This window comes from Micromonospora sp. WMMD712, assembly GCF_029581295.1.
Taxonomy (GTDB): Bacteria; Actinomycetota; Actinomycetes; order Mycobacteriales; family Micromonosporaceae; genus Micromonospora; species Micromonospora carbonacea.
Genome location: NZ_CP120743.1, coordinates 5,633,250 through 5,656,561, shown reverse-complemented (window position 1 = coordinate 5,656,561; position 23,312 = coordinate 5,633,250). Strand labels below are relative to the sequence as shown.

18 protein-coding genes are annotated in these 23,312 nt (G+C 75.3%); 13 read left to right on the top strand and 5 right to left on the bottom strand.

Going from position 1 to position 23,312, the window contains the following annotated elements:
• Nucleotides 1-218: 218 nt before the first annotated feature.
• Nucleotides 219-1,802, bottom strand: coding sequence for a methylmalonyl-CoA mutase family protein (locus O7633_RS24715; RefSeq protein WP_282324091.1), 1,584 nt, complete (start codon nucleotides 1,800-1,802; stop codon nucleotides 219-221).
• A 213-nt stretch (nucleotides 1,803-2,015) separates the two neighbouring features.
• Between O7633_RS24715 and O7633_RS24710 the strand changes: the two genes are divergently transcribed.
• From O7633_RS24710 to O7633_RS24695, 4 genes are all read left to right on the top strand, one after another.
• The gene (locus tag O7633_RS24710; RefSeq protein ID WP_282324090.1) at nucleotides 2,016-4,286 is read left to right on the top strand and encodes a protein kinase; all 2,271 of its coding nucleotides are present in this window, start codon (nucleotides 2,016-2,018) and stop codon (nucleotides 4,284-4,286) included.
• 101 nt (nucleotides 4,287-4,387) lie between these two features.
• Nucleotides 4,388-6,169, top strand: coding sequence for a phospho-sugar mutase (locus tag O7633_RS24705; RefSeq protein WP_282324089.1), 1,782 nt, complete (start codon nucleotides 4,388-4,390; stop codon nucleotides 6,167-6,169).
• Between the two features lie 453 nt (nucleotides 6,170-6,622).
• The gene (locus O7633_RS24700; protein WP_282324088.1) at nucleotides 6,623-6,994 is read left to right on the top strand and encodes a DUF5753 domain-containing protein; all 372 of its coding nucleotides are present in this window, start codon (nucleotides 6,623-6,625) and stop codon (nucleotides 6,992-6,994) included.
• Nucleotides 6,987-7,190 carry a DUF397 domain-containing protein gene (locus tag O7633_RS24695; protein ID WP_282324087.1) on the top strand — a complete coding sequence of 68 codons (204 nt, stop codon included), beginning with the start codon at nucleotides 6,987-6,989 and terminating at the stop codon, nucleotides 7,188-7,190. Before O7633_RS24700 ends, O7633_RS24695 begins: the two co-directional genes overlap by 8 nt.
• Before the next feature lie 171 nt (nucleotides 7,191-7,361).
• On the opposite strand, the gene O7633_RS24690 is transcribed toward O7633_RS24695, so the two are convergent.
• Nucleotides 7,362-8,039, bottom strand: coding sequence for a GPP34 family phosphoprotein (locus tag O7633_RS24690; protein WP_282324086.1), 678 nt, complete (start codon nucleotides 8,037-8,039; stop codon nucleotides 7,362-7,364).
• A gap of 157 nt (nucleotides 8,040-8,196) precedes the next feature.
• The gene (upp, locus tag O7633_RS24685; protein ID WP_282324085.1) at nucleotides 8,197-8,829 is read right to left on the bottom strand and encodes a uracil phosphoribosyltransferase; all 633 of its coding nucleotides are present in this window, start codon (nucleotides 8,827-8,829) and stop codon (nucleotides 8,197-8,199) included.
• 144 nt (nucleotides 8,830-8,973) lie between these two features.
• Between upp and deoC the strand changes: the two genes are divergently transcribed.
• The 9 genes from deoC to O7633_RS24640 all read left to right on the top strand — a co-directional run bounded on the left by deoC (nucleotide 8,974) and on the right by O7633_RS24640 (nucleotide 21,922).
• Nucleotides 8,974-9,933 (top strand): deoxyribose-phosphate aldolase, encoded by a 960-nt coding sequence (gene deoC / locus O7633_RS24680; RefSeq protein ID WP_282324084.1) that lies wholly within the window; start codon nucleotides 8,974-8,976, stop codon nucleotides 9,931-9,933.
• Nucleotides 9,934-9,938: 5 nt separating this feature from the next.
• On the top strand, nucleotides 9,939-11,363 hold the full coding sequence (locus tag O7633_RS24675; protein ID WP_282328636.1) for an aldehyde dehydrogenase family protein: 1,425 nt from the start codon (nucleotides 9,939-9,941) through the stop codon (nucleotides 11,361-11,363).
• Nucleotides 11,356-12,180: an aldehyde dehydrogenase family protein gene (locus O7633_RS24670; RefSeq protein ID WP_282324083.1), complete on the top strand. Its 825-nt coding sequence runs from the start codon at nucleotides 11,356-11,358 to the stop codon at nucleotides 12,178-12,180. Before O7633_RS24675 ends, O7633_RS24670 begins: the two co-directional genes overlap by 8 nt.
• A gap of 163 nt (nucleotides 12,181-12,343) precedes the next feature.
• Complete coding sequence (locus tag O7633_RS24665) at nucleotides 12,344-12,817, top strand: BlaI/MecI/CopY family transcriptional regulator (RefSeq protein ID WP_282324082.1); 474 nt, start codon at nucleotides 12,344-12,346, stop codon at nucleotides 12,815-12,817.
• 10 nt (nucleotides 12,818-12,827) lie between these two features.
• Nucleotides 12,828-13,733, top strand: coding sequence for a M56 family metallopeptidase (locus tag O7633_RS24660; RefSeq protein ID WP_278131945.1), 906 nt, complete (start codon nucleotides 12,828-12,830; stop codon nucleotides 13,731-13,733).
• Nucleotides 13,734-13,937: 204 nt separating this feature from the next.
• The gene (cydD, locus tag O7633_RS24655; RefSeq protein ID WP_282324081.1) at nucleotides 13,938-15,740 is read left to right on the top strand and encodes a thiol reductant ABC exporter subunit CydD; all 1,803 of its coding nucleotides are present in this window, start codon (nucleotides 13,938-13,940) and stop codon (nucleotides 15,738-15,740) included.
• The gene (gene cydC / locus O7633_RS24650; protein WP_282324080.1) at nucleotides 15,737-17,635 is read left to right on the top strand and encodes a thiol reductant ABC exporter subunit CydC; all 1,899 of its coding nucleotides are present in this window, start codon (nucleotides 15,737-15,739) and stop codon (nucleotides 17,633-17,635) included. Before cydD ends, cydC begins: the two co-directional genes overlap by 4 nt.
• Nucleotides 17,636-18,294: 659 nt before the next feature.
• Nucleotides 18,295-19,302 (top strand): DNA primase, encoded by a 1,008-nt coding sequence (locus O7633_RS24645; RefSeq protein WP_282324079.1) that lies wholly within the window; start codon nucleotides 18,295-18,297, stop codon nucleotides 19,300-19,302.
• 64 nt (nucleotides 19,303-19,366) lie between these two features.
• Nucleotides 19,367-21,922 (top strand): transposase, encoded by a 2,556-nt coding sequence (locus O7633_RS24640; RefSeq protein ID WP_282324078.1) that lies wholly within the window; start codon nucleotides 19,367-19,369, stop codon nucleotides 21,920-21,922.
• 373 nt (nucleotides 21,923-22,295) lie between these two features.
• Here the strand turns inward: O7633_RS24640 and O7633_RS24635 are convergent, their stop codons facing one another.
• The gene (locus O7633_RS24635; protein WP_043961834.1) at nucleotides 22,296-22,889 is read right to left on the bottom strand and encodes an ATP/GTP-binding protein; all 594 of its coding nucleotides are present in this window, start codon (nucleotides 22,887-22,889) and stop codon (nucleotides 22,296-22,298) included.
• 1 nt (nucleotide 22,890) lies between these two features.
• Nucleotides 22,891-23,265: a DUF742 domain-containing protein gene (locus O7633_RS24630; protein ID WP_074476809.1), complete on the bottom strand. Its 375-nt coding sequence runs from the start codon at nucleotides 23,263-23,265 to the stop codon at nucleotides 22,891-22,893.
• Nucleotides 23,266-23,312: the final 47 nt, after the last annotated feature.

Genomic DNA, 23,312 nt, shown 5'->3' with positions numbered 1-23,312 from the left:
ACAACTAACCGACCGCGCTCGGCGGCCGGGCGACTCCCGACGGTGACACGACGGGCCGGCGTGCTCTCACACACGCTGTCCGTCCCGTTCACCCGGACGGGTTACCCACGGCCCCTGGCGGACACACGCCGGGGCCGCCCCGGCTGGGCTCACACCGGCGACCCTAGACCCGCCCGGTTACGCTTTGCGACCCCTCAACCGACGGATTCAGGGGTGGGTCAGAACCGGTCGCTGGGGCGGTAGGTGCCCCAGACCTGGCGCAGGGTGCCGCAGACCTCGCCGACCGTGGCCCGCGACCGCAGCGCCTCCTTCATCGGGTGCAGCACGTTGGCCGTGCCCTCGGCGGCGGCGCGCAGCTCGCCCAACGCCCGCTCGACGGCGGCGTCGTCCCGCTCGACCCGCAGCTTCGCCAGCCGCTCGGCCTGGGCCGCCTCGATCGTCGGGTCCACCCGCAGCGGCTCGTACGGCTCGTCGGCGTCGACCGCGAACCGGTTGAGCCCCACCACTACCCGCTCGCCCGAGTCGATCTCCTGGGCGATCCGGTACGCCGACTGCTCGATCTCCCGCTTCTGGAAGCCCGCCTCGATGGCGTCGACCACCGAGCCGTGGTCGGCCACCCGCTCCATCAGCTCCACCGCGGCCGCCTCGATCTCGGCGGTCATCGCCTCCACCACGTACGACCCGGCGAACGGGTCGACGGTGGCGGTCAGGTCCGTCTCGTACGCGAGGACCTGCTGGGTGCGCAGCGCCAGCCGGGCGGCCTTCTCGGTGGGCAGCGCGATGGCCTCGTCGAAGCTGTTCGTGTGCAGCGACTGGGTGCCGCCGAGCACCGCGCCGAGCCCCTGGATCGCCACCCGGACCAGGTTCACCTCGGGCTGCTGGGCGGTGAGCTGCACGCCCGCCGTCTGGGTGTGGAACCGCAGCATCATCGACTTCGGGTTCTTCGCGCCGAACTCGTCGCGCATCAGCCGGGCCCAGATCCGCCGGGCGGCGCGGAACTTCGCGACCTCCTCCAGCAGGGTGGTGCGGGCGACGAAGAAGAACGACAGCCGGGGCGCGAAGTCGTCCACGGCCAGCCCGGCGGCGAGCGCCGCCCGGACGTACTCGATGCCGTTGGCCAGGGTGAACGCGATCTCCTGCGCGGGCGTCGCGCCGGCCTCGGCCATGTGGTAGCCGGAGATGGAGATCGTGTTCCACTTCGGCACCTCCGCCCGGCAGTAGGCGAACGTGTCGGCGACCAGCCGCAGCGACGGCTTCGGCGGGAAGATGTACGTCCCCCGGGCGATGTACTCCTTCAGGATGTCGTTCTGGATGGTGCCGTTGAGCGCCGTGCCCGGCACCCCGGCCTCCTCGGCGACAAGCTGGTAGAGCAGGAGCAGCACCGACCCCGGCGCGTTGATCGTCATCGAGGTGGAGACCTTGTCCAGCGGGATGCCGGCGAACAGCAGCCGCATGTCCTCGATCGAGTCGATGGCGACCCCGACCTTGCCGACCTCGCCGTGGGCGATCGGGTCGTCCGAGTCGTACCCCATCTGGGTGGGCAGGTCGAACGCGACGGACAGGCCCATGGTGCCGGCGCGCAGGAGCTGGTGGTAGCGCGCGTTGCTCTCGGTGGCGGTGCCGAAGCCGGCGTACTGTCGCATGGTCCACGGTCGGGAGGTGTACATGGTGGAGTAGACCCCACGGGTGTACGGGAACTCCCCCGGCCCGCCCAGCCGGTCGGGCAGGTCCTCCGGCAGGTCCGCCTGGGTGTAGACGCCCTTGATCGGGAAGCCGGACTCGCTCGACCGCGGTTCGCTCATCCCCGGATGGTAGGACGTGCCGCCGCGCCGGAGGGTGAGGGATTCCGCACACCGGACCCCTGTCTTTCCCGGCGCCCCCGAGGGGTGAACACCTGGCCACGTAGGGTCCGGTTCGGTAAACGTCCGTCGCGTCGGGTTTCGCATCGGGCGTCGGAACCAGCAAGATAGGGGTGTTGTGTCCCAGCCCCCTCGATTTCCCCCGGTGGCTTTTCTGTGACTCAGATCCCGACGTGGAGCGGCGGACCAGTCAGCCCACCCCACGGACGTGCGGCAGCCGGCACCACCATCGGTGACCGATACTCGCTCCGGTCCGCGGTGGGCAACGGCGGCATGGGCACGGTCTGGCGTGCCACAGACACGCTGTTGCGGCGCGACGTGGCGGTGAAGGAGGTCGTCCTCCCGCCGGGCCTGGCCCCGAGCGACCGCGACGCCATGTACGAACGCACGCTGCGCGAGGCCCGCGCGGCGGCGGCCATCCAGCACCCGGCCGTCGTCCAGGTCTACGACGTGGTCACCGAGGGTGGCCGCCCCTGGATCGTGATGGAGCTGCTGGACGCCCGCAGCCTCGCCGACATGGTGATCGAGGACGGGCCGGTGGCCCCCCGCGCGGTCGCCAAGATCGGCATCGCCCTGCTCGGCGCGCTGGAGGTGGCCCACGCGAGCGGGGTGCTGCACCGCGACGTCAAGCCGGCCAACGTGCTGATCTGCACCGACGGCCGGTGCGTGCTCACCGACTTCGGCGTGGCCAAGCTCCCCACCGACGTGCAGCTCACCACACCGGGGATGGTGCTCGGCTCGCCGCACTTCATCTCGCCCGAGCGGGCCATGGGCCAGGACTTCGGGCCGCCGAGCGACCTGTTCTCCCTGGGCGTGACCCTCTACACGGCGGTGGAGGGCCGGCCCCCGTTCGACAAGGGCGACCCGATCGAGACCATGCACGCCGTGGTCGAGGACCCGCCGGCCACGCCGCAGCGCAGCGGCCCGCTGACCCGGGTGCTGATGGGGCTGCTGGAGAAGGACCCGGCCCGCCGCCTCGACGTGCACACCTCCCGCGCGATGCTGCGCGAGCTGCTCGCCGGCCCGCTGACCAGCACCGCCACCGCGGTCAACTCGGTCACCGACCCGTACGCGGTGGTGCCGGTCAAGCCGCGCCCGCCCGTCGTCGCGCCGCCGCCCGCCGAGGAGCCGAAGCCCAGCGGGCAGATCGGCGGCCGGGCGATGCTCGCCCCCGGCGAGTCGCTGACCGACCGGCTGGCCGAGCTGCGCCGGGGCGAGAAGGGCAAGAAGAAGACCGCCGCCGCCGCGAGCGCCGCCGCGCTGGACGACACCAGCGCCGACGCGCTCGCCGGCCCGCTGCACACCCCCACCGGGGCGATGACCGCGCCGCCCCCGCCGCCGCCGGCCGGCCGCACGTACGGCGGCCCGGCGGAGGCGACCCAGCGGGTCGACGCGGGCAACGCCGCGCCGGAGGCCACCCAGCGGATGACGTACGGCGGCCCCGCCGACGCCACCCAGCGCGTGCCCCAGGGCGGCTCGCCCGACGCGACGCAGCGGGTCCCCGGCTTCGGCGGCGGTGCGGCCGACGCCACCCAGCAGGTGCCCGGCTTCGGCGGCGGCTCGCCCGACGCGACGCAGCAGGTGCCGTTCGGGCCCCGGCCGGAGGCGACGCAGCGGGTCACCTACGGCAGCCAGCCCGACGCCACCCAGCCGGTCCCCGGCTTCGGCGGCTCCCCCGACGCCACCCAGCGCGTCGGCGGCGGGGCATACGGCGGCGGCCAGTGGTCGGTGCCCGGCACCGGCCAGCCGTGGGCCACCCCGGCCGCCGGCGCGCCCGCCCCGGCCACCGGCGGCGGAGCGGCCGGCCGCCTCGTCGCCACCGTCAAGGGCTGGCCGCGCAAGGTGCAGCTCGCCGCGGCCGGCGGCCTCGCCGTGCTGCTGCTGGTCGCCGTGTTCGCCTTCACCGGCGACGACCCGGAGCCGCCGGCCACCCCGCAGGGGCAGCCGAGCGTGGGCGCGCCCGCCGGGCCCGGGGTGGAGATGCAGGAGCAGTCGGCCAAGGGCGTCACCGTGCAGGTGCCGAAGGGCTGGGAGCGCCGCAGCGCCGACGGGGCCGTGTGGGTCGACTACGTCGACCCGGAGGACAACGGCCGCAAGGTGCGCATCCTCTCCGAACGGTGGAGCACCTCGTCGATGCGCTGGGCCGAGTCCGCCGCGAACGGCCTGCGCAGCCGGTCGGCCTCCTGCCAGAAGCCGTACAACCAGGTGTCGATGACCGAGCAGGAGCTCGACGGCAAGGCGGCGGCGGAGTTCGAATACACGTGCGGCGAGGGCGACACCAAGCGGCACGGCGTGTGGCGCGGGGTGGTGCACGAGGGCAAGGTCTACTCGTTCTACCTCTCCTCGACCGACGCCCGGTTCGCCGAGAGCAAGCCGATCTTCGATCAGATGGTGGCGTCGTTCAAGCTCGGCGGCGGGAGCAACTGACCCCGGCCGGGCGACCCGACGCCGGTCGGCTCGGGCCGGCGCGACACCGGCCCGGCCGGGCCGACGTGACGTGGTGATCCGCCGCCGTGCTATCAAGAGCCATGGCGGCGGAACCCACTGACCTTGACGAGACGCGCGACCGCGACGGCGCGCGCGACCTCGACGACCTTCGCGACCAGGCCCGGCGGTGGCTCGACGACGACCCCGATCCGGCCACCCGCGACGAGCTCCAGGCGGTGCTCGACGGGCTGCCGGCGAGCGCGCCCGAGCTGGCCGACCGGTTCGCCGGGCCGCTGACCTTCGGCACCGCCGGGCTGCGCGGCCCGCTGCGCGCCGGCCCCAACGGGATGAACCTGGCCGTCGTCACCCAGGCCGCGGCCGGGCTCGTCGCCTGGCTCGCCGCCCAGGACGCCACCGGCCCGCTGGTCATCGGGTACGACGCCCGGCACGGCTCGCGGGAGTTCGCCGAGCGCACCGCCCAGGTCGCCACCGGCGCGGGCCGCGCCGCGCTGCTGCTGCCCCGCCCGCTGCCCACCCCCGTGCTCGCGTACGCGGTGCGGCAGCTCGACGCGGCGGCCGGCGTGATGGTGACCGCCAGCCACAACCCGCCGCAGGACAACGGCTACAAGGTCTACCTCGGCGCGCAGCTCGGCGGCGAGCTGGGCGCGGGGGCGCAGATCGTGCCGCCCGCCGACGCCGGCATCGAGGCCGCCATCCGGGCGGTCGGCCCCCTCGCCGACGTGCCGCTGGGCCCGGCCGGGCAGGTCGTCGGCGACGACGTCGTCGTCTCGTACGTCGACCGGGCCGCCGCTGTGGTCGACCCGGCGGGGGCCCGACGGCTGAAGGTGGCCTACACGCCGCTGCACGGCGTCGGCGCGGCCGTGCTGACCGCGGCCTTCGCCCGCGCCGGCTTCGGCATCCCCGGCGTGGTGCCCGAGCAGGCGGTGCCGGACCCGGACTTCCCGACCGTCAGCTTCCCCAACCCGGAGGAGCCGGGGGCCATCGACCGCCTCGTCGGCCTCGCCCGGCGCACCGACGCGGACCTGGCCATCGCCAACGACCCCGACGCGGACCGCTGCGCGGTGGCCGTCCGCGACGGGGGTGCGACGGCTGCGTCGGGTGCTGCGGGCGCGGCGGGCGTCGCCGGCCCGGCGGGCGCGAACGGGTCCGGCGGCTGGCGGATGCTGCGCGGCGACGAGGTGGGCGTGCTGCTCGCCGACCATCTCATGCGCCGGGGCGTGCAGGGCCTCTACGCCACCACCATCGTGTCGTCGTCCCTGCTGCGGGCCATGTGCGCCGCCCGGGGCCTGCCCTACGACGAGACGCTCACCGGGTTCAAGTGGATCGTCCGGGCCGGCGGCGGCTCCGCCCCGCTCGTGTACGGCTACGAGGAGGCGCTGGGCTACTGCGTCGCCCCGGAACACGTACGCGACAAGGACGGCATCACCGCCGCGCTGACCGTCGCCGAGCTGGCCGCCGGCCTGAAGGCGCAGGGGCGCACCCTCACCGACCGGCTCGACGAGCTGGCCGCCGAGTTCGGCGTGCACCACACCGACCAGCTCTCGGTGCGGGTCGACGACCTGCGGATCATCGCCGACACGATGGCCCGGGTGCGGGCGGCCACCCCGACGACGCTGCTCGGGCAGCCGGTGACCGAGGCGCGGGACCTGCTCCCCGAGGCGGACGTGGTGATCCTGCGCAACGAGGCGGCCCGGGTGGTGATCCGCCCGTCGGGCACCGAGCCGAAGCTGAAGGCGTACCTGGAGGTGGTGGAGCCGGTCGCGGACGGCGACGTGCCGGCGGCGCGCAGCCGCGCGGCGGCGGCGCTGGCGGCCCTCCGCACGGAAATCGCCGCCCTGGTGCAAGGAAGGGCCCCCTATTAACGCCTACGGTATAGAAGGGTTCCCTTCTTACCTCTGAGACGGCGGGAGGCCGCCGGACAGCCGGCCATTCTCGAATGGGATCGGTCTGGCGCGCCGCGTGTTCGACGGGGGCGGAGGGGCCGCGCGGGCGGTGTGCCCGTGCCGCCCCGCCGGGCCCGCTGGCTGCACGGATCACGGCGGCGGGCAGCGCCGGCGCCGAGACCGCACACACCAACCCGGCGTGATCCCTTGCTTACCAACGGTTCGACTCACTAGCATCGGCACATCAGCTCCCACCATTTCCCGACGCCTTTGGCATTCGATTCCTTCGACGTTGCAAATGCGGTGTCCGGGTGTTGCATCTCCGGCGGAAAGGTGTTGCACGGTGCGTGAAACACACGGCTCGACCGTGCCGCGACGGCAGCTCGGCAGGCTGCTCACCCAGCTCCGCGAGAGCGCCCACGTCAGCTGACGGTGATCCTCAGCGAGGCGGTGCTGCGCCGCCCGGTGCCGGGCCGGGCGGTGATGGCCGACCAGCTCCGGCACCTGCTGGCCGTCGGCGAGCGGCACAACATCACCGTCCGGGTGCTGCCGCTGGCCGCCGGGCCGCCGTTGGCCGCCGAGGCCGGCACGTTCGTGCTGCTCGACTTCCCGCTCTCGGCGCTCGGCGCGCCGACCGAGCCGCCGACCGTCTACGTCGAGGGGCTCACCGGCGCGCTCTACCTCGACCAGCCGGCGGAGATCGCCGCGTACGAACGGGTCTGGTCCGGCCTGGATTCCCTCGCCCTCGGCGAGGGACAATCAGCGGAGCTGATCGATGCCATCCGGGGAGAGTGCTATGAGTGACCTGACCGACGCCCGCTGGCGCACCAGCACCCGCAGCGGCACCAACGGCGGCGACTGCGTCGAGGTCGCCGACAACCTCGCCGGCATCGTCGGCATCCGCGACAGCAAGGACCCGGGCGGGCCGGCCCTCACCGTCCCGCCCGCCGCCTGGTCCGCCTTCGTCGCCGGGGTCAAGGCCGACCGCCTCGCTCCCTGACGGTCCCTCGCCCCTCGGGATGCCGCCTCAGGCGCGCCGGCTCACGGGCCGTCGCCCCTGGAGCCGCCTCAGGGCCGCCGTTACCGGGGTCGCCGCCCCAGGGCCGCTGTTCCAGGGGCCCGCCGCCCCAGCGCCGCCGCCTGAGAGGCCGCCGTTTCAGCGGTCGCCGCCTCAGGCGCGCTTGCCGAGGGCGGCGTCGACCGCCTGACCCAGGGCGGTGACGACCAGGGCCACCGAGGGGCGCACCACCGAGTCGTCCAGGCTGACGGTGCCGGAGAAGCCGGCCCCGCCCGCGATCTCCTCCAGCCGCCGCCGGGCGTCGACGGCGGCGTCGCCGGTCAGGCCGAGCGCCGGCTCCATCCGCAGCACCGCGACCAGGGTGGCCAGCGCCGCCGTCGCCTCGTCGGGGAGCTGCCCGCCGGCCAGCGCCTCGGCGAGCCGCCGCCGGGTGTCCTCCTCCACCGTGGCGTCCGCCGTCGGGTAGCGGTGCACGTGGATGAAGCCCAGCTCCGTCTCCTCGACGTCGCGCACCACGCCCCGGGCGACCAGGTCGCCGAGGATCCGGTCGCGCAGGCCGTGCCGCAGCCGCTGCACCCACGACGACGGGCTGTGCGGGGTGTCGGCGGCCATCCGGCCCAGGACCTCGTCGAGGATCGGCTCGCCGGTGGGCGCGGGGTCCGTGACCACCAGGTTCCCGTCGGCGTACGCGACCCGGCCGGCGAGGGCCAGCTCGATCAGCACGGCGGCGGCCATCCCGAGGTCGAGGCTGATCCGCGGCATGGTCGCCTTGCCGGATTCATCGTCGTACGCGAGGAGCAGCAACTCCTCGGCCAGCGCAACACCAGTCATGGCCCGAGACGGTAGCGCCTGAGCGCACCCCCGCGCGCCCCAACTCGCCCCGCCGAGCGCACCCACCTGACGAGCCGGCTCGCCCCGCGCCAGCCGCCCGGGTGAGAAGGGGACCCTTCTATACCGTAAGCGTTAATAGGGGGCCCTTCCTTGCACCTCAGAAGCGGGGCATGCCGCCGAACTGGCGGTCGCCCGCGTCGCCGAGGCCCGGGACGATGAACATCCTGTCGTTGAGACCCTCGTCGATCGAGGCGGTGACCAGGCGCAGCGGCAGACCGGACTCCTCCAGCCGCCGGATGCCGACGGGCGCGGCGAGCACGCAGAGCACGGTGATGTCGGTGCAGCCCCGGTCGGCGAGCAGCCGGCAGCAGTGCTCCAGGGAGCCGCCGGTGGCGAGCATCGGGTCGAGGACGAGGACGGGCAGGCCGGCGAGGTCGCGGGGCAGCGACTCCATGTAGGCGCGCGGCTCGTACGTCTCCTCGTCGCGGGCGAGGCCGACGAAGCCCATGGACGACTCGGGGAGCAGGCCGAGCGCGGCGTCGGCCATGCCGAGGCCGGCCCGCAGCACGGGCACGAGCAGCGGCGGGTTGGCCAGCCGGGTGCCCTCGGCACCGGTGACGGGGGTCTGCACCGGGTACTTCTCGACGGGGAAGGAGCGGGCGGCCTCGTACACGAGCATGGTGGTCAGCTCGTGCAGCGCGGCCCGGAAGGAGGAGGAGTCGGTGCGCGCGTCCCGCATGGCGGTCAGCCGCGACTGGGCGAGCGGGTGATCGATGACGTGTACGTCCACGATCGGTCAACCTACCGGTCGGTCGGGTCCCGGGACACGGGGAGCGACGCCGCTCACCTCCACGGCCGACGGGGCGCCTCCATGACCGGCGGGGCGATCACGTGACCAAGATCACGGGGCGCGCGGGTGCGTAGACTTCCCGGCATGACGGCGACAGCGACGTCGGCCCGGTCGGATCTCTCCGAGCTGGGACGATCCGAGACCGCTCTGCGGACCTTCCTGCACGGCCTGCCGGGCGTGGACCAGGTCGGCGCGGAGCAGCGGGCGGCCCAGCTCGGCACCCGCTCCATCAAGACCACGGCCAAGGCCCAGGCGATCGACCTGGCCATCCGGATGGTCGACCTGACCACCCTCGAAGGGGCCGACACCCCCGGCAAGGTGCGGGCGCTCGCGGCCAAGGCGCTGCGCCCCGACCCGGCCGACCCGTCCTGCCCGCACGTCGGCGCGGTCTGCGTCTACCCCGCGATGGTGCCGCACGTGGCCGAGGTGCTGCGGGGCAGCGGCGTGCACCTGGCCAGCGTGGCGACCGCCTTCCCGTCGGGCCAGGCCCCGCTGGAGGTCAAGCTCGCCGACACCCGGGCCGCCGTGGCGGCCGGCGCGGACGAGATCGACATGGTGATCAACCGGGGCGCGTTCCTGGCGGGGCGCTACCGGGAGGTCTACGACGAGATCGTGGCCACCAAGCAGGCGTGCGGGGACGCCCACCTGAAGGTGATCCTGGAGACCGGCGAGCTGGCCACCTACGACAACGTGCGCCGGGCGTCCTGGCTGGCGATGCTGGCCGGCGGCGACTTCATCAAGACCTCCACGGGCAAGGTGCCGGTCGCGGCGACCCTGCCGGTGACCCTGGTGATGCTGGAGGCGGTCCGCGACTTCCGTGCCGCCACCGGGCGGCAGGTCGGCGTGAAGCCGGCCGGCGGGATCAAGACCACCAAGGACGCGATCAAGTACCTGGTCCTGGTCAACGAGACCGTCGGCGGCGACTGGCTGGACCCGGACTGGTTCCGCTTCGGTGCGTCCAGCCTGCTCAACGACCTGCTCATGCAGCGCACCAAGCTGACGACCGGCGTCTACTCCGGTCCCGACTACTTCACCCTGGACTGAGCGTGATCTTCGAATACGCCCCCGCGCCCGAGTCGCGTGCGATCGTCGACCTCAGGCCGTCCTACGGCCTGTTCATCGACGGCGAGTTCGTCGCCGGCGAGGACCTCCACAAGACGGTCAACCCGGCCACCGAGGAGGTGCTCGCCGAGGTCGTCTGGGCCGGCGGGGCCGAGGTGGACCGCGCGGTCCGCGCCGCCCGTACCGCGTACGAGAAGGTGTGGGGCCCGATGCCGGGCCGGGACCGGGCCAAGTACCTGTTCCGGATCGCCCGGATCATCCAGGAGCGCTCCCGCGAGCTGGCCGTGCTGGAGTCCCTCGACAACGGCAAGCCGATCCGGGAGTCCCGGGACGTCGACCTGCCGCTGGTCGCCGCGCACTTCTTCTACTACGCGGGCTGGGCCGACAAGCTGGCGCACGCCGGGTTCGGCCCGAGCCCCCGGCCGCTGGGCGTGGCCGCGCAGGTCATCCCGTGGAACTTCCCGCTGCTCATGCTGGCCTGGAAGATCGCCCCGGCGCTGGCCGCCGGCAACACGGTGGTGCTCAAGCCGGCGGAGACCACCCCGCTGACCGCGCTGCTGTTCGCCGAGATCTGCCAGCAGGCCGACCTGCCGGCCGGCGTGGTCAACATCGTCACCGGCGCGGGCGACACCGGCCGGGCGCTGGTGGAGCACCCGGGCGTGGACAAGGTCGCGTTCACCGGCTCGACCGAGGTGGGCAAGGCCATCGCCCGGTCCGTCGCGGGCACCCGCAAGAAGGTGACCCTGGAGCTGGGCGGCAAGGCCGCGAACATCGTCTTCGACGACGCGCCGGTCGACCAGGCGGTCGAGGGGATCGTCAACGGCATCTTCTTCAACCAGGGGCACGTGTGCTGCGCCGGGTCGCGGCTGCTGGTGCAGGAGTCGGTCGCCGAGCAGGTGCTGGAGTCGCTGAAGCGCCGGATGGCGCTGCTGCGGGTCGGCGACCCGCTGGACAAGAACACCGACATCGGCGCGATCAACTCGGCCGAGCAGCTCGCCCGCATCCGCGAGCTGTCCGACGCGGGCGCGGCCGAGGGGGCGCAGCGCTGGTCGCCGCCGTGCGAGCTGCCCGAGCGCGGGTTCTGGTTCGCGCCGACGATCTTCACGGGGGTCACCCAGGCGCACCGGGTCGCCCGGGAGGAGATCTTCGGCCCGGTGCTGTCCGTGCTGACGTTCCGCACCCCGGCCGAGGCCGTCGAGAAGGCCAACAACACGCCGTACGGGCTGTCGGCCGGGATCTGGACCGACAAGGGTTCCCGGATCCTGTGGCTGGCCGACCGGCTGCGCGCCGGGGTGGTGTGGGCCAACACGTTCAACAAGTTCGACCCGACCTCGCCGTTCGGGGGCTACAAGGAGTCGGGCTACGGTCGCGAGGGCGGCCGGCACGGGCTGGAGGGGTACCTCGATGTCTGAGCGGGTCGCGGTGCGCAAGACGTACAAGCTCTTCATCGGCGGGAAGTTCCCGCGCAGCGAGTCGGGACGGTCGTATCTCGTGCAGGACTCCAACGTGTCGCTGGCCTCCCGCAAGGACGCCCGGGACGCCGTCGTCGCCGCCCGCGCCGCCGTTAAGGGGTGGGCCGGGGCGACCGCGTACAACCGGGGTCAGATCCTCTACCGGGTCGCCGAGATGCTGGAGGGCCGCCGCGAGCAGTTCGTGGCGCTGGGCGTGCCGGGCGACGAGGTCGACGCGGCGATCGACCGCTGGGTCTGGTACGCGGGCTGGTCCGACAAGCTCCCCCAGGTCTACGGCGGCGCGAACCCGGTCGCCGGGCCGTACTTCAACCTGTCCGCGCCCGAGCCGACGGGCGTGGTGGCCGTGGTGGCCCCGGCGGCCCCGGCGCTGCTCGGCCTGGTCAGCGTGATCGCCCCGGCGATCGTCACCGGCAACACGGTGGTGGTGGCGGCCTCCCCGACCGAGCCGCTGGCGGCGGTGACCCTGGCCGAGGTGCTGGCCACCTCCGACCTGCCGGGCGGGGTGGTGAACGTCCTCACCGGCGCGCTCACCGAGACCGTGCCGACGCTGGCCGCGCACATGGACGTCAACGCGATCGACCTGACCGGGGTGGCCGACGCGGCGCTCGCCGCCGACCTGGAGGTCAAGGCGGCGGAGAACCTGAAGCGGGTGCTCCGGCCGGCCGCGGCCGACCACGACTGGCACGCCGACCCGGGCGTCACGCGGATGACGGCGCTGCTGGAGACGAAGACGGTGTGGCATCCGAAGGGGGTCTAGCTTGTGGGTTTTCGGGGGGAGCCCGCCCGCTCCGGGCGGTCAGGCTTGATCCCTCCGCGGGCGGGCTCCCCCCGAAAACCTGACCTGGGCCGAGCCGCGTGAGGGTTGCGGCTCACGTGTCCCGCCTCTGGGAGGGGTCTACTACGGGGGGTAGGATTCATGCGTGACGCGGCTGGGTGATCTTGAGCGGGCGGTGATGGACGTGCTGTGGGACACCGTCCCGGGCACGTCGGACGGGGCGACCGTGCGCGAGGTCGCCGAGGCCCTCGACGGCCGCGAGCTGGCGTACACCACGGTGATGACCGTGCTGGACCGGCTCGCCGGCAAGGGCATGGTGCGCCGCCAGCGGGAGGGGCGGGCCTGGCGCTACCAGGCCGCGGCCAGCCGCGAGGCGCACATCGCCCAGCTCATGCTCGACGCCCTGGACCTCGGCGGCAGCCGGGACGCCGCGCTGGTGCGCTTCGCCCGGTCGGTGACCGGCACCGAGGCCGAGGTGCTGCGCGCCGCCCTCGGCACCGAGGCGGCCGCCCCGCCGGCCGAGCGCGCCGGGGCGGGACCGCTGGCCGACCGGGTCGACGCCCCACGGGCCGACCGGGCCGGGCAGCCCGCCCTCGCCGACGAGGCGACGGACCGGTAGGGCCGGCGTCATGGCGTACGCCGTGCACTTCGCCGGGGCGGTCCTGGCCTGCTACCTGACGGCGCAGGTCCTGGCGGCGTCGACCTGGACGTGGCGGGCCCCCCGGGTGGCGATCGTCTGCTGGCAGGCGGTCGGGCTGGCGCTGGGGCTCTCCGCGATGGGCCTGCCGATGGCGCTCGGCGTGGCCCCGTACGAACGGCCCACCGGAGGCGCGCTGCTCGCCCTGGCCGACGACCTGGCCCACGGCACCCTGCCGGCCGGGCTCGGCGCGGTCCACCTCGGCCTCGTCGGGGTCGGCTTCGGCATCGGGGCGGTGCTGCTCGCCACGACGGTACGCAGCGTGCAGGCCACCGTCCGGGCCCAGCGGCGGCACCGGGACCTGCTCGCCCTGGTGGCCCGGCGGGACCCGGAGGTGCCCGGGGCGCTGGTGCTGGACCACCCGGGCGCGGCGGCCTACTGCCTGCCGGGCGTGCGGCCCCGGGTGGTGGTCAGCGCCGGGGCACTGAGCATGCTCGACCGGGCCGAGTTGGCGGCGGTGCTGACCCACGAGCGGGCGCACGCGCAGGAGCGGCACGACCTCGTGCTGCTGCCGTTCACCGCGCTGTGCCGGGCGCTGCCCTGGTTCCGCTGGGTGCGCGACGCGCACGAGCGGGTCGCGCTGCTGGTCGAGATGCGCGCCGACGACAAGGCCCGCGAGGTGCACGCCGAGGCGCCCCTGGCGGGGGCGCTGCGCCGGTTCGCGGCGGCCGGCCACCGGATCACCCCGGCCGGCACGCTCGGGCTCGGCGACCGGGACCTGGACGTACGCGTCCAGCGGCTGCTGGTCGCCGACCGGCCGCCCCGGCTGCTCGGGGCCGCCGCGCTGACGGTGGCGGCCAACCTGGTCGCGCTGCCGGTCTCCCTCTTCCTGAGCTGAATCGCCGCTCCCGTTGATCATGTCAGCGAGCAGCGGCAGATCAGGTCGGCGGGCTGGCGGGATCCGGCGGCCGGGACACCGCCACGACGCCGACATGATCAACGACCTCCTGGCGCTGCCGTTCCTGCCGGCCCTACTAGGCTTCCAGGCGATGTGCTGGTGGGTGTTCCGGGGACGGACCGACGGCAGGACACCGGTGTACCGGTGAACCGCCGTCCCTTCGACCCGCGTCTGCTGCGTCGGGTCCCCGCGGCCCGACGCGACCTCGCCGTGCTCGCGGTCCTCGGCGGGCTGACGGCGCTGCTGGTCGTGGGGCAGGCCACCGCCCTCGCCACGGTGCTGGCCAGCGCGCTCGACGGGCGGCTGGCCCGGCCGGCGCTCGCCGGGTTCCTGGCCGCCGTGGCCGGCCGGGCGCTGGTCGCCTGGGCGCAGGGCACGGTGGCGGCGCGGGCCGCCGCGACGGTCAAGGCCGCGCTGCGGGCCGACCTGCTCGCCGCCGTCGGCCGGCACGGGCCCGGCTGGGTAGCCGGGCAGCGGGCCGGGCAGCTCGCCACGCTGGCCGGGCGCGGGCTGGACGCCCTGGACGCGTACTTCACCGGCTACCTGCCGCAGCTCGTGCTCAGCGTCACCGTGCCGGTGGCCGTGCTGGCCCGGATCACCTTCGCCGACTGGGGCTCGGCCGTCATCATCGCGCTGACCCTGCCGCTGATCCCGGTCTTCGGCGCGCTGCTCGGCTGGCAGGCGCAGGCCGCCACCGAGCGGCAGTGGCGGCGGCTGTCGACGCTGGGCGGGCACTTCCTCGACATGGTCGCCGGGCTGCCCACGCTGCGCGCGTTCGGCCGGGCCCGCAGCCAGGTCGAGGTGGTCCGCCGGATGGCCGACGGGCACCGGGCAGCGACGATGCGGACGCTGCGCATCGCGTTCCTGTCCGCGCTGGTGCTGGAGCTGGTCGCCACGCTGTCGGTGGCGCTGGTGGCGGTGCCGGTCGGCATCCGGCTGCTCGGCGGCGGGATCACGCTCGCCACCGCGCTGCTGGTGCTGCTGCTCACCCCGGAGGCGTACCTCCCGCTGCGGGCGGCCGGCAGCCGGTTCCACGCCAGCATGGAGGGGCTCACCGCGCTGGACGAGGCGCTGACCCTCTCCGCCACCGACCCGGGCGCCCCCGCCGGGCCCACGGCCGCCGCGACGCCCGCCGGGGCGCGGCCCGCCCCCGACGGGCGCGGCGAGATCCGGTTCGAGGGCGTGACCGTCGCGTACGAGCGGACCGTGGCGCTGCGGGACGTCACGCTGACGATCCGGCCCGGCGAGCGGATCGCGATCGTCGGGCCGAGCGGGGCGGGCAAGAGCACCCTGCTCAACCTGCTGCTCGGCTTCGTCGCCCCGACGTCCGGGCGGGTCACCGTCGGCGGCGTCGACCTGGCCGGCGCGGACCCCGACGGCTGGCGGCGTCAGGTCGCCTGGGTGCCGCAACGGGCCCATCTCTTCGCCGCCCCGCTCGCCGACAACATCCGGCTCGGCGCCCCCGGCACGCCCGCCGCCGCGCTCGCCGACGCGGTCACCGCCGCCGCGCTGGACGAGGTGGTCGCCGCCCTGCCCGACGGGCTCGACACCGTGCTCGGCGAGCGCGGGCACGGCCTGTCCAGCGGCCAACGGCAGCGGGTCGCGCTGGCGCGGGCGTTCCTGCGGGACGCACCGGTGGTGCTGCTGGACGAACCGACCGCGCGGCTGGACACCGCCAGCGAGGCCGGGGTGCTGGCCGCCACCCGTCGGCTCGTCGCCGGGCGGACCGCCCTGCTGGTGGCCCACCGCCCGGCGCTGCTCGCCGACGCCGACCGGATCCTGCGGATCGACGACGGCCGGGTCACCGAGCTGACCCCCGGCGCAGCGGCTCCCGGCCCGGCGGTTCCCGGCGCAACAGTTGCCGACTCGGCGGCTTCCGGGGCAGCGGCTTGCGGTCCCGGCGCGGGGGTGGCCGCCGCGCCGACCGGAGAGGAGGCGGCCCGATGAGCACCGGCGGGGACGCCCGGGCCGCCGAGCGGGCCGTGCTGCGGCTGGCCCGGCCGTACCTGGGCCGGCTGGTCGGCGCGGGGCTGCTCGCCGCCGCCACCGAGTTCGCCGGGTTGGCCCTGATGGCCACCGCCACCTGGCTGCTGATGAGCGCCGCCGGCCGGCCGCCGCTGGACCGGCTCACCGTGGCCATCGTCGCGGTGCGGGCGCTGGCGATCAGCCGGGGCGTGTTCCGCTACACCGAGCGCCTCGCCGGCCACGACGCCGTGCTGCGGATGATCACCGACGTCCGGGCCGGGGTCTTCGCCGCCCTGGCCGCCCGGCGCGACGCCGCCCGGCAACGCACCGGGGACGCGCTGAGCCGGCTCGTGTCCGACGTGGAGGCCGTGCAGGACCTGCTGCTGCGGGTGCTCGTCCCGGGGGCCGCCGCGGCGACGGTCGGCGTGCTGGCCGTGGCCGGGGCCGCCGTCGTGTCGCTCCCCGCCGCCGGGGTGCTGGCGCTGGGCCTGCTCGTCGCCGGGGTGGCCCTGCCGCTCGCGGCCACCGCGCTGACCCGGCACGCCGCCGACCAGGTGGCTCCGCTGCGCGGCGCGCTCGCCACGGACGCCGTGGACCTCACCCACGGCGCGGCCGACCTGGCCGCGTTCGGGGCGGCCGGGCACGCGCTGGCCGCCGCCGACGACCGGGCCCGCCGGCTGGCCCGGCTGGAACGGCGGCTCGCCGCGACCGGCTTCGCCGTGGACGCCGCCGGCGTGCTGATCGCCGGGGCGACCGCCGGCACGGTGGTGGTCACCGCGCTGCGCGGCGGCGTCGGCGGGGTGCTGGTCGGCGTGCTCGCGGTGGGTTCGCTGGCTGCCGTCGAGGTGGCGCTCGCGCTGGTCGGAGCCGCCCGGCAGCGCACCCAGCTGCGGGCCGGGCTGGTCCGGGTGGCCGCCCTGCTGACCGCCCCGGAGACCGGCGGAGCCGGCGGGGCCGGCGCCGCCGGGACCGGAGCCACGGCCGGCGGTGCGGGTGCCGGCGGGAGCGGGGCCACGGCCGGCGGAGCGGGCACCGGCGGGAGCGGGGCCGCCCGCACCGGGGACGGCGGGGCCGCTCCGGCCGCCGGTGCCACCGCCATCGGCCCGGCCCCGCACGACGTGCGCTTCGACGAGGTCACCGTGCGGTACCGGGCCGGTGCCGCCCCGGCCCTCGACCGGTTCACCCTCGACCTGCCGGCCGGCCGCCGGATCGCCGTGGTCGGGCCGAGCGGCGCCGGCAAGAGCACCCTCGCCGCCGTCCTCACCGGCACGGTGCACCCGGCGGAGGGCCGGGTCACCCTCGACGGGGCCGACCTGTCGGCGTACCCGGAAGAGGAGCTGCCCCGGGCCGTCGGCGGCCTGCTCGCCGAGGCGTACGTCTTCCACGCCACGGTCCGGGAGAACCTGCTGCTCGGCCGGCCCGCCGCCGACGAGGCGGCGCTGACCGCCGCGACCCGGGCGGCCGGGCTGCTGGACTGGGTACGCGCCCAGCCGGCCGGCTGGGACACGGTGGTCGGCGAGGAGGGCGGTCAGCTCTCCGGCGGCCAGCGGCAGCGCCTCGCGCTGGCCCGGGCGCTGCTCGCCGCGCCCGGGGTGCTGGTGCTCGACGAGCCGACCGAAGGGCTCGACCCGGCCGCCGCCGACGCGGTGCTCGCCTCGGCGCTCGCGGCGACCCCCGCCGGGCACTCGGTGCTGCTGATCAGCCACCGGCTCAGCGGGCTCGCCGGCCTCGACGAGATCGTGGTGCTCGACGCCGGCCGGGTGGTCCAGCGCGGCCGGCACGACGAGCTGGTCGCCGCGCCGGGCTGGTACCGGGACCAGTGGCTGCTCCAGGAGGCGGCCGAGCGCGGTTACCTGGCGCTGACGCCCCGCCCCTGAGCCGACTCCGGGATTCCCCGGGCGCGCCGGCGTCCCGCGCGCCCGTTCGTCACCCATCGCAACCGGGACCGCCCGACGCACCCACGTCCACTCCCTCCTTTGCTCTGCACCCGAATACGCAATGGTTGACGCAGGGTGACCGCGTGCGGGACCCGAAGCGGCACACCCGGTTCCCATCCGCGCGGCCCGGCCAGGTGTTGCGCGAATGGGTGCAGAGCAAAGGGGGTGGAAAAAGTCATCCCGGTCGAGTCCCATCGACCGTCACGCAGAGCAAGACACGTCCTCTCGACGGCAACCGCCGCCGACCGTCACTAAGGGTGACTGGAGTGCGGCGGGTGGGGAGCGCGGGACAGGCACGAGGGGCGCAGGGCAGGTACGGGGGATGGCAGGGCAGGCGCGGAGGATGGTGGGACAGGTCGGGCCCGCAGCACCAGCGGGGTGTTGCCGAGGAACTGCCGGCGGTCGCGCGGGACTTCCGCCAGTCGGCCCGTTCCCCGGCGAGAGCACGGCGGGGGCGCGGCGAGAGCACGGCGACCCGCGCATAGGCACCTGCCACTTGGGAGCCACGCGGACCGGCACCGGGGTGCGGGCACCGGCCTCCCGGAGTCGCACACTAGGGTATGTGCCCAGAGTCACTCGGCGGCCGGAGACGCCGCCGGGTGGGCAGCCCGAAGCACACGGAGGTCAGCGTGGCCCGCCAGTCGCCCCAACGGCCCGACGCCGACGAGCCCGAGCTCGACGAGACCGACGGCACCCTCGACGAGGTCGAGGAGGACGCCGAGCGCCCGTCGGCGCGCGAAGCCGACCGCGCGCTCTGGGACGAGCTGCGGATCGACCCGGTCGAGATCGCCCTGCCCGCTGGCACCGGCTTCACGCTGCGGGCGTACCGACCGGCACGGGAGCTGACCCCGACCGACGTCGCCGAGCGCGACCAGGACGACCCATTCCTGGCCCGCAGGCAGGCGGTCGAGACCGACGACGAGGACGACGACGAGGTCGTCATCCTCGACGAGGAACTGGCCGCCGAGTTCGCCGAGGCCGACGCCGAGGAGGCCGAGGAGGCGGACGGGAAGTCCCGCCGTCGCAAGAAGGCCGCCGCCGACGACACCGCAGACGGCGACGGCGACGCCGACGCCGAGGCGACGGAGGAGCCGGACGAGGACGAGGACGAGGCGGGCGACGAGGAGGTGCCGGTCTTCCTCAGCCACCGGGGCAAGTTGCTGCTGTTCAAGACGCCCGAGTCGCTCGTCAGCTTCGTCAGGTCCGGCGCACCCAACGACATGTCTCAACTGGACAGCTGGAATGAACTGTCCGAACGGGTGGAACCGGCCGACATCGTCCCGCTCGACGAGGACACCTACGAGCTCGACCTGGTCGTGGAGAACCTGCGGGGCGGGCACGACACCTGGGACTCGACCCTGCTGATCGAGGCCGGCGAGGTGGCCCGGGACATCGCGTACGCGCTGCGGCTGCCCGCGGTGCTGGACATGCTCTCCGCCGGCTCCAGCCTCGACGACCTGGACGAAGCCCTGCGGGCCACCGCGAACGGCGGGATCGGGGGCTTCCTCGGTCGGCGTCGGCTCAAGAAGATCGGCGCGCAGACGGCGAGTCTCGGGTGGCGCACCATTGTCGGCAAGATCTCTGCGGTCGTGGACTGGCGCGACTGACGCGTTCCAGGGAGCATCAGTCTCTGGCAGAGAAAGACCTCAGTCCCGGGAGGAGGACGACGCCGTGGCGCTCGTGCGCGTGTACTGCGGTCTGGCCTCGGCGGATCCGGCCGACCGACCGGCCTCGGCCGGTTCGACGCTGACGTCCGCTGTGGTCGACGACGCAGGTCGGCTGCTCCATGTCTGCGAGATCGGCGACGACCCGGCCGGCTACGCCCAGCTGGTCGCGCTGCTCGTGGAGCGGTCGGGCGGGCCGAGCGGGGCCGCGATCGCCGCCGACAGCGACGACCACACGGTCACCTCGCTGCTGAGCGCCGCCGGGCGTCCCCTGGCCATCGCGGACGACGACTCCGTCGACGACTTCGCCGAGCGGTTCGCCGACGACGACTCGCTGGAGGAGATGCAGTCCCCGCCGGCCGAGCGTCGGGCGGTCGGGCTGGCCCGGGCCCTCCAGGCAGGCGCGCTGTCGGCGGTCACGCTGCCGGCGCCCCGGGACCTCGCCGGCTACAAGCAGGTCCTCTCGGCGCACGCCGCGCTCGCCAGCGGCCGGCACTCCGCCGCCGTGGCGCTGCGCGAGGTGCTGCGGGAGCTCTACCCGGCCGCCCTGCGCGCGTACCCGGACCCGGCCGAGCCGGTCGCCCTGGCCGTGCTGGACGCCCTGCCCGAGCCCGGCATGCTGGGCGGGACGATCGCCCGGGGTCGAGAGGTGTCGGTGGCGGCGGACGCCATCGCCGCCCATCTCGCGGCCGACGGGGTGGCCGACGAAGGCAAGATCAACGATGCGGTGACCGCGCTACGGGTCGCCATCGCCGAGACCCCGCGCCGCGCGGCGGTCAGCCGGGCGCTCACCTCCGCCGTGGCGGAGACCGTCCGCCAGGCGGTCGCCTCGGTGCGGGCGTGCGACGCGGGCTGCGAGGCCCTGGTCGGCGCGCTCGACGCCCGGGTCACCACCCCCGCTCCGCCGTCGGGTCGCCGGGCCGCCGCCCGCCGGGGCGAGCCGATCGCCGAGCTCCCCGGCTCCGGCCTGCGTGCGCTGCGGCCCACCGAGCCCGAGCCCGTCGCCGGGCGGCGCAGCCGGCCCGAGCCGGTGCCCGGCAGCGGCCTGCCCGCCCAGCCCCGCCCGCTCGGCCCGCCGCCGGTCGCGCCGGAGCCCGTCGCTCCGCCGCCGATCGCGCCGCGCCCGGTCGTCCCGGCCGCGTCGGCCACCCCGCCCGTCTCCGGCCCGCCGTCGCCCGAGCCGCGCCGCCTGATGGACGGTCCGCCGTCGCCGGAGCCGCGCCGGCTGGTCGACGGCCCGCCGCCGGCCGAGCCGCGTCGACTGATGGACGGCCCGCCGTCGCCGGAGCCGCGTCGCCTGATCGACGGCCCGCCCGGTTCCGCGCCCGAGCCGCGTCGCCTGATCGACGGCCCGACCAACCGGCCGGTCTCCGCCCCGCCGCCCCCGCCGCCGGGCATCACCCCGATCGCGCCGAGCCAGCGCGAGCGCGGATCCGTGCCGCCGGCGGAGGCCGGTGAGCCGTTCCGGCCCACGCTGACCACGGCCGCGATCCAGAACGCGCGGGCCGAGCGGCAGCGCACCATCATCCCGCCCCGGCCCAAGACGACGGGCGAGTCCGCGCCGCCGCCCACCGGTGGCTTCAGCGCCACCGACCTGAGCGTCCCGCTGCCGGCCCCGCGCCCCGGCCAGGAGTCGGCGCCCCCCGGCTCGCGGGCGAACTGGCCGCTGGTCAACAACCCCGAGGACCCCGCCGACAGCTCACCGAACAACCCGGTCGTACGCCCCTTCGAGGAGCGGGCGAAGCGGCAGATCGACGCGCCGACCGAGGTGGTTCCGGCGGCCGAGGGCCGGGTCACCCCGCCGTGGCTCGCCGACGACCTGCCCCAGGAGCCGCCGATGCTGCGGCTGGTCGAGCCGCCGCCGCTGGCCGACCGGGCGCTGCGGGAAGGGTCGGGCCCGGCGGACCCGCGCCTGGAGCCCCCGCCGCTGCGGTTGGTCGACCGGGGCGAGGCGTCCCGCGCCGACCGTCCCGCCCCGGAGCCCCGCCCCGAGCGGCCGGCGATGGAGCACCGGTCCCCGCTCGCCCAACGCGGCCCGGCGGAGCAGCGGCCCGCCATGGAGCACCGCTCGGGCCCGCCCCAGCCGCCCCGGTCCGCCCCCATGGAGCGGCGCACCCCGCCGGTATCCGACGAGGGGGACGGCGACCTGCTGATCTTCGCCGCCGCCAAGTCGGCCTGGTTCGTCGGTCACGACGACGAGGCCGACCTGGACTGGTCGAGCACCGCCGACACCGGGTGGCAGGCCGCCGAGCAGGCCGCCCGCCCGGCGGTGGGTGCCGAGACCAAGGCCGGGCTGCCCAAGCGGGTGCCGCAGGCCAACCTGGTGCCCGGCTCGCCCCTGCGCGAGGAGCGTCCCCTGCGGATAGTCCGCGACGCGGCCAGCCTCGCCGAGAACACCACCGGCTACTTCCGGGGCTGGCGTCGCGGGCAGGAGATCGGCGGCTTCGCCGTCGGCGGCCGACCGGGCCGTGAGGCGGCCGGCGGCTGGGACTTCACCCGGGACACCGGCGACCGCGACGACGACCGGGAATACGAGTACCGCTCCGCCGGCTACCGCTCCTGACCATCCCGCCGGGGCGGCCGTGCCGCCCCGGCTCCGCGTGGAGCGGGATCCACCGGGGCGGGCCGGCGTACACGGCCCCACGGCGGCGGAGAGCTCCCGGGTGGACTCCCGATACCCCGCGGCGGCCTGACGTCCCTCAGGGGCGGCGAGAGCGTCCCCTGGGGAGGGTGTGACGGCAGCCGGGGCGCATCATGGGAGGCGTAGGGCCACGGGTTCCGGCGCGGGCGATCCCGACCCAGCCGGGCCTGTGCCGGCCGACGGCGGCGAGCAGGCGCCCGCCACCAACGGCAACGGGTCGCGGCCCGGCCCCGGACAGCCGGAAGCGCCCGACGACCCGGCGGAGTGCCGGTCGTCGGGCGCGTCCCGTCGTCGATCAGGCCGGCGCGACCGCGCGCGAGCGGCGCATCGTGAGCACGTACTCGACAAGCGAGATCAGCACGTGCTTCGTCGACTCCCGGTTACGGGCGTCGCAGGCCACCACCGGCACCTCGTGCGAGATCGCGAGCGCGTCCCGGACGTCCTGTGGGTCGTGGTACTGCATCCCGTCGAAGCAGTTGATGGCCACCAGGTAGGGCAGCCGCCGGTGCTCGAAGAAGTCGATGGCCGCGAAGCAGTCGGCCAGCCGCCGGGTGTCGACCAGGACCACCGCGCCGATGGCGCCCCGGACCAGCTCGTCCCACATGAACCAGAACCGGGTCTGGCCGGGGGTGCCGAACAGGTAAAGGATCAGGTCCCGGTCGATCGAGATACGGCCGAAGTCCATCGCCACCGTGGTCGTCGTCTTCCCCGGCACCTGCCGGGTGTCGTCGACGCCCACGCCGGCAGAGGTCATGATCGCCTCGGTGGTCAGCGGCGTGATCTCCGAGACCGAGCCGACCAGCGTCGTCTTGCCGACGCCGAAACCACCGGCGATAACGATCTTCGCCGACGTCACGCGCCCGCTCGGGACGGGCGGGCGGTGCGACATGTCAGAGCCTGCGAAGTCCACTCAGCACCCTCTCCAGCAGTTCAGTGCCCACCGCGTCGTCGGAGTCGTCCAGGATGGTCGGCTCGTGGACCGCGACCAGGCCGTCGGTCGCCATGTCGGCGATGAGCACCCTAGCCACGCCGAGCGGGAGCTGCATCCGCGCCGCGATCTCGGCAAGCGACTGCACACGTCCGTCGCACAGCGCGGCGATGTACTGGTGCTCCCGGCCCTGCCCGCCGTTGGAACCGGCAGTGGCCCGACCACGCACCGTCGTCTCGACGAGCGCCTCCAACGCGATGTCCAGCCGGGGGCGGGTACGACCGCGGGTCACGGCGTACGGACGGACCAACGCTCCGGTCGGCTCGTCACGATCCATGTCGCCGCTCACCTCCTTCGTCCCCGACACCGGCTGGACCCGGTGGA

What these genes read in the sequence shown, in the direction of transcription:
- O7633_RS24715 (WP_282324091.1), bottom strand. Translation starts at nt 1,802, where the DNA reads ATGAGCGAACCGCGGTCGAGCGAGTCCGGCTTCCCGATCAAGGGCGTC.
- O7633_RS24705 (WP_282324089.1), top strand. Translation starts at nt 4,388, where the DNA reads ATGGCGGCGGAACCCACTGACCTTGACGAGACGCGCGACCGCGACGGC.
- O7633_RS24695 (WP_282324087.1), top strand. Translation starts at nt 6,987, where the DNA reads ATGAGTGACCTGACCGACGCCCGCTGGCGCACCAGCACCCGCAGCGGC.
- O7633_RS24690 (WP_282324086.1), bottom strand. Translation starts at nt 8,039, where the DNA reads ATGACTGGTGTTGCGCTGGCCGAGGAGTTGCTGCTCCTCGCGTACGAC.
- deoC (WP_282324084.1), top strand. Translation starts at nt 8,974, where the DNA reads ATGACGGCGACAGCGACGTCGGCCCGGTCGGATCTCTCCGAGCTGGGA.
- O7633_RS24670 (WP_282324083.1), top strand. Translation starts at nt 11,356, where the DNA reads ATGTCTGAGCGGGTCGCGGTGCGCAAGACGTACAAGCTCTTCATCGGC.
- O7633_RS24660 (WP_278131945.1), top strand. Translation starts at nt 12,828, where the DNA reads ATGGCGTACGCCGTGCACTTCGCCGGGGCGGTCCTGGCCTGCTACCTG.
- cydC (WP_282324080.1), top strand. Translation starts at nt 15,737, where the DNA reads ATGAGCACCGGCGGGGACGCCCGGGCCGCCGAGCGGGCCGTGCTGCGG.
- O7633_RS24635 (WP_043961834.1), bottom strand. Translation starts at nt 22,889, where the DNA reads ATGTCGCACCGCCCGCCCGTCCCGAGCGGGCGCGTGACGTCGGCGAAG.
- O7633_RS24630 (WP_074476809.1), bottom strand. Translation starts at nt 23,265, where the DNA reads ATGGATCGTGACGAGCCGACCGGAGCGTTGGTCCGTCCGTACGCCGTG.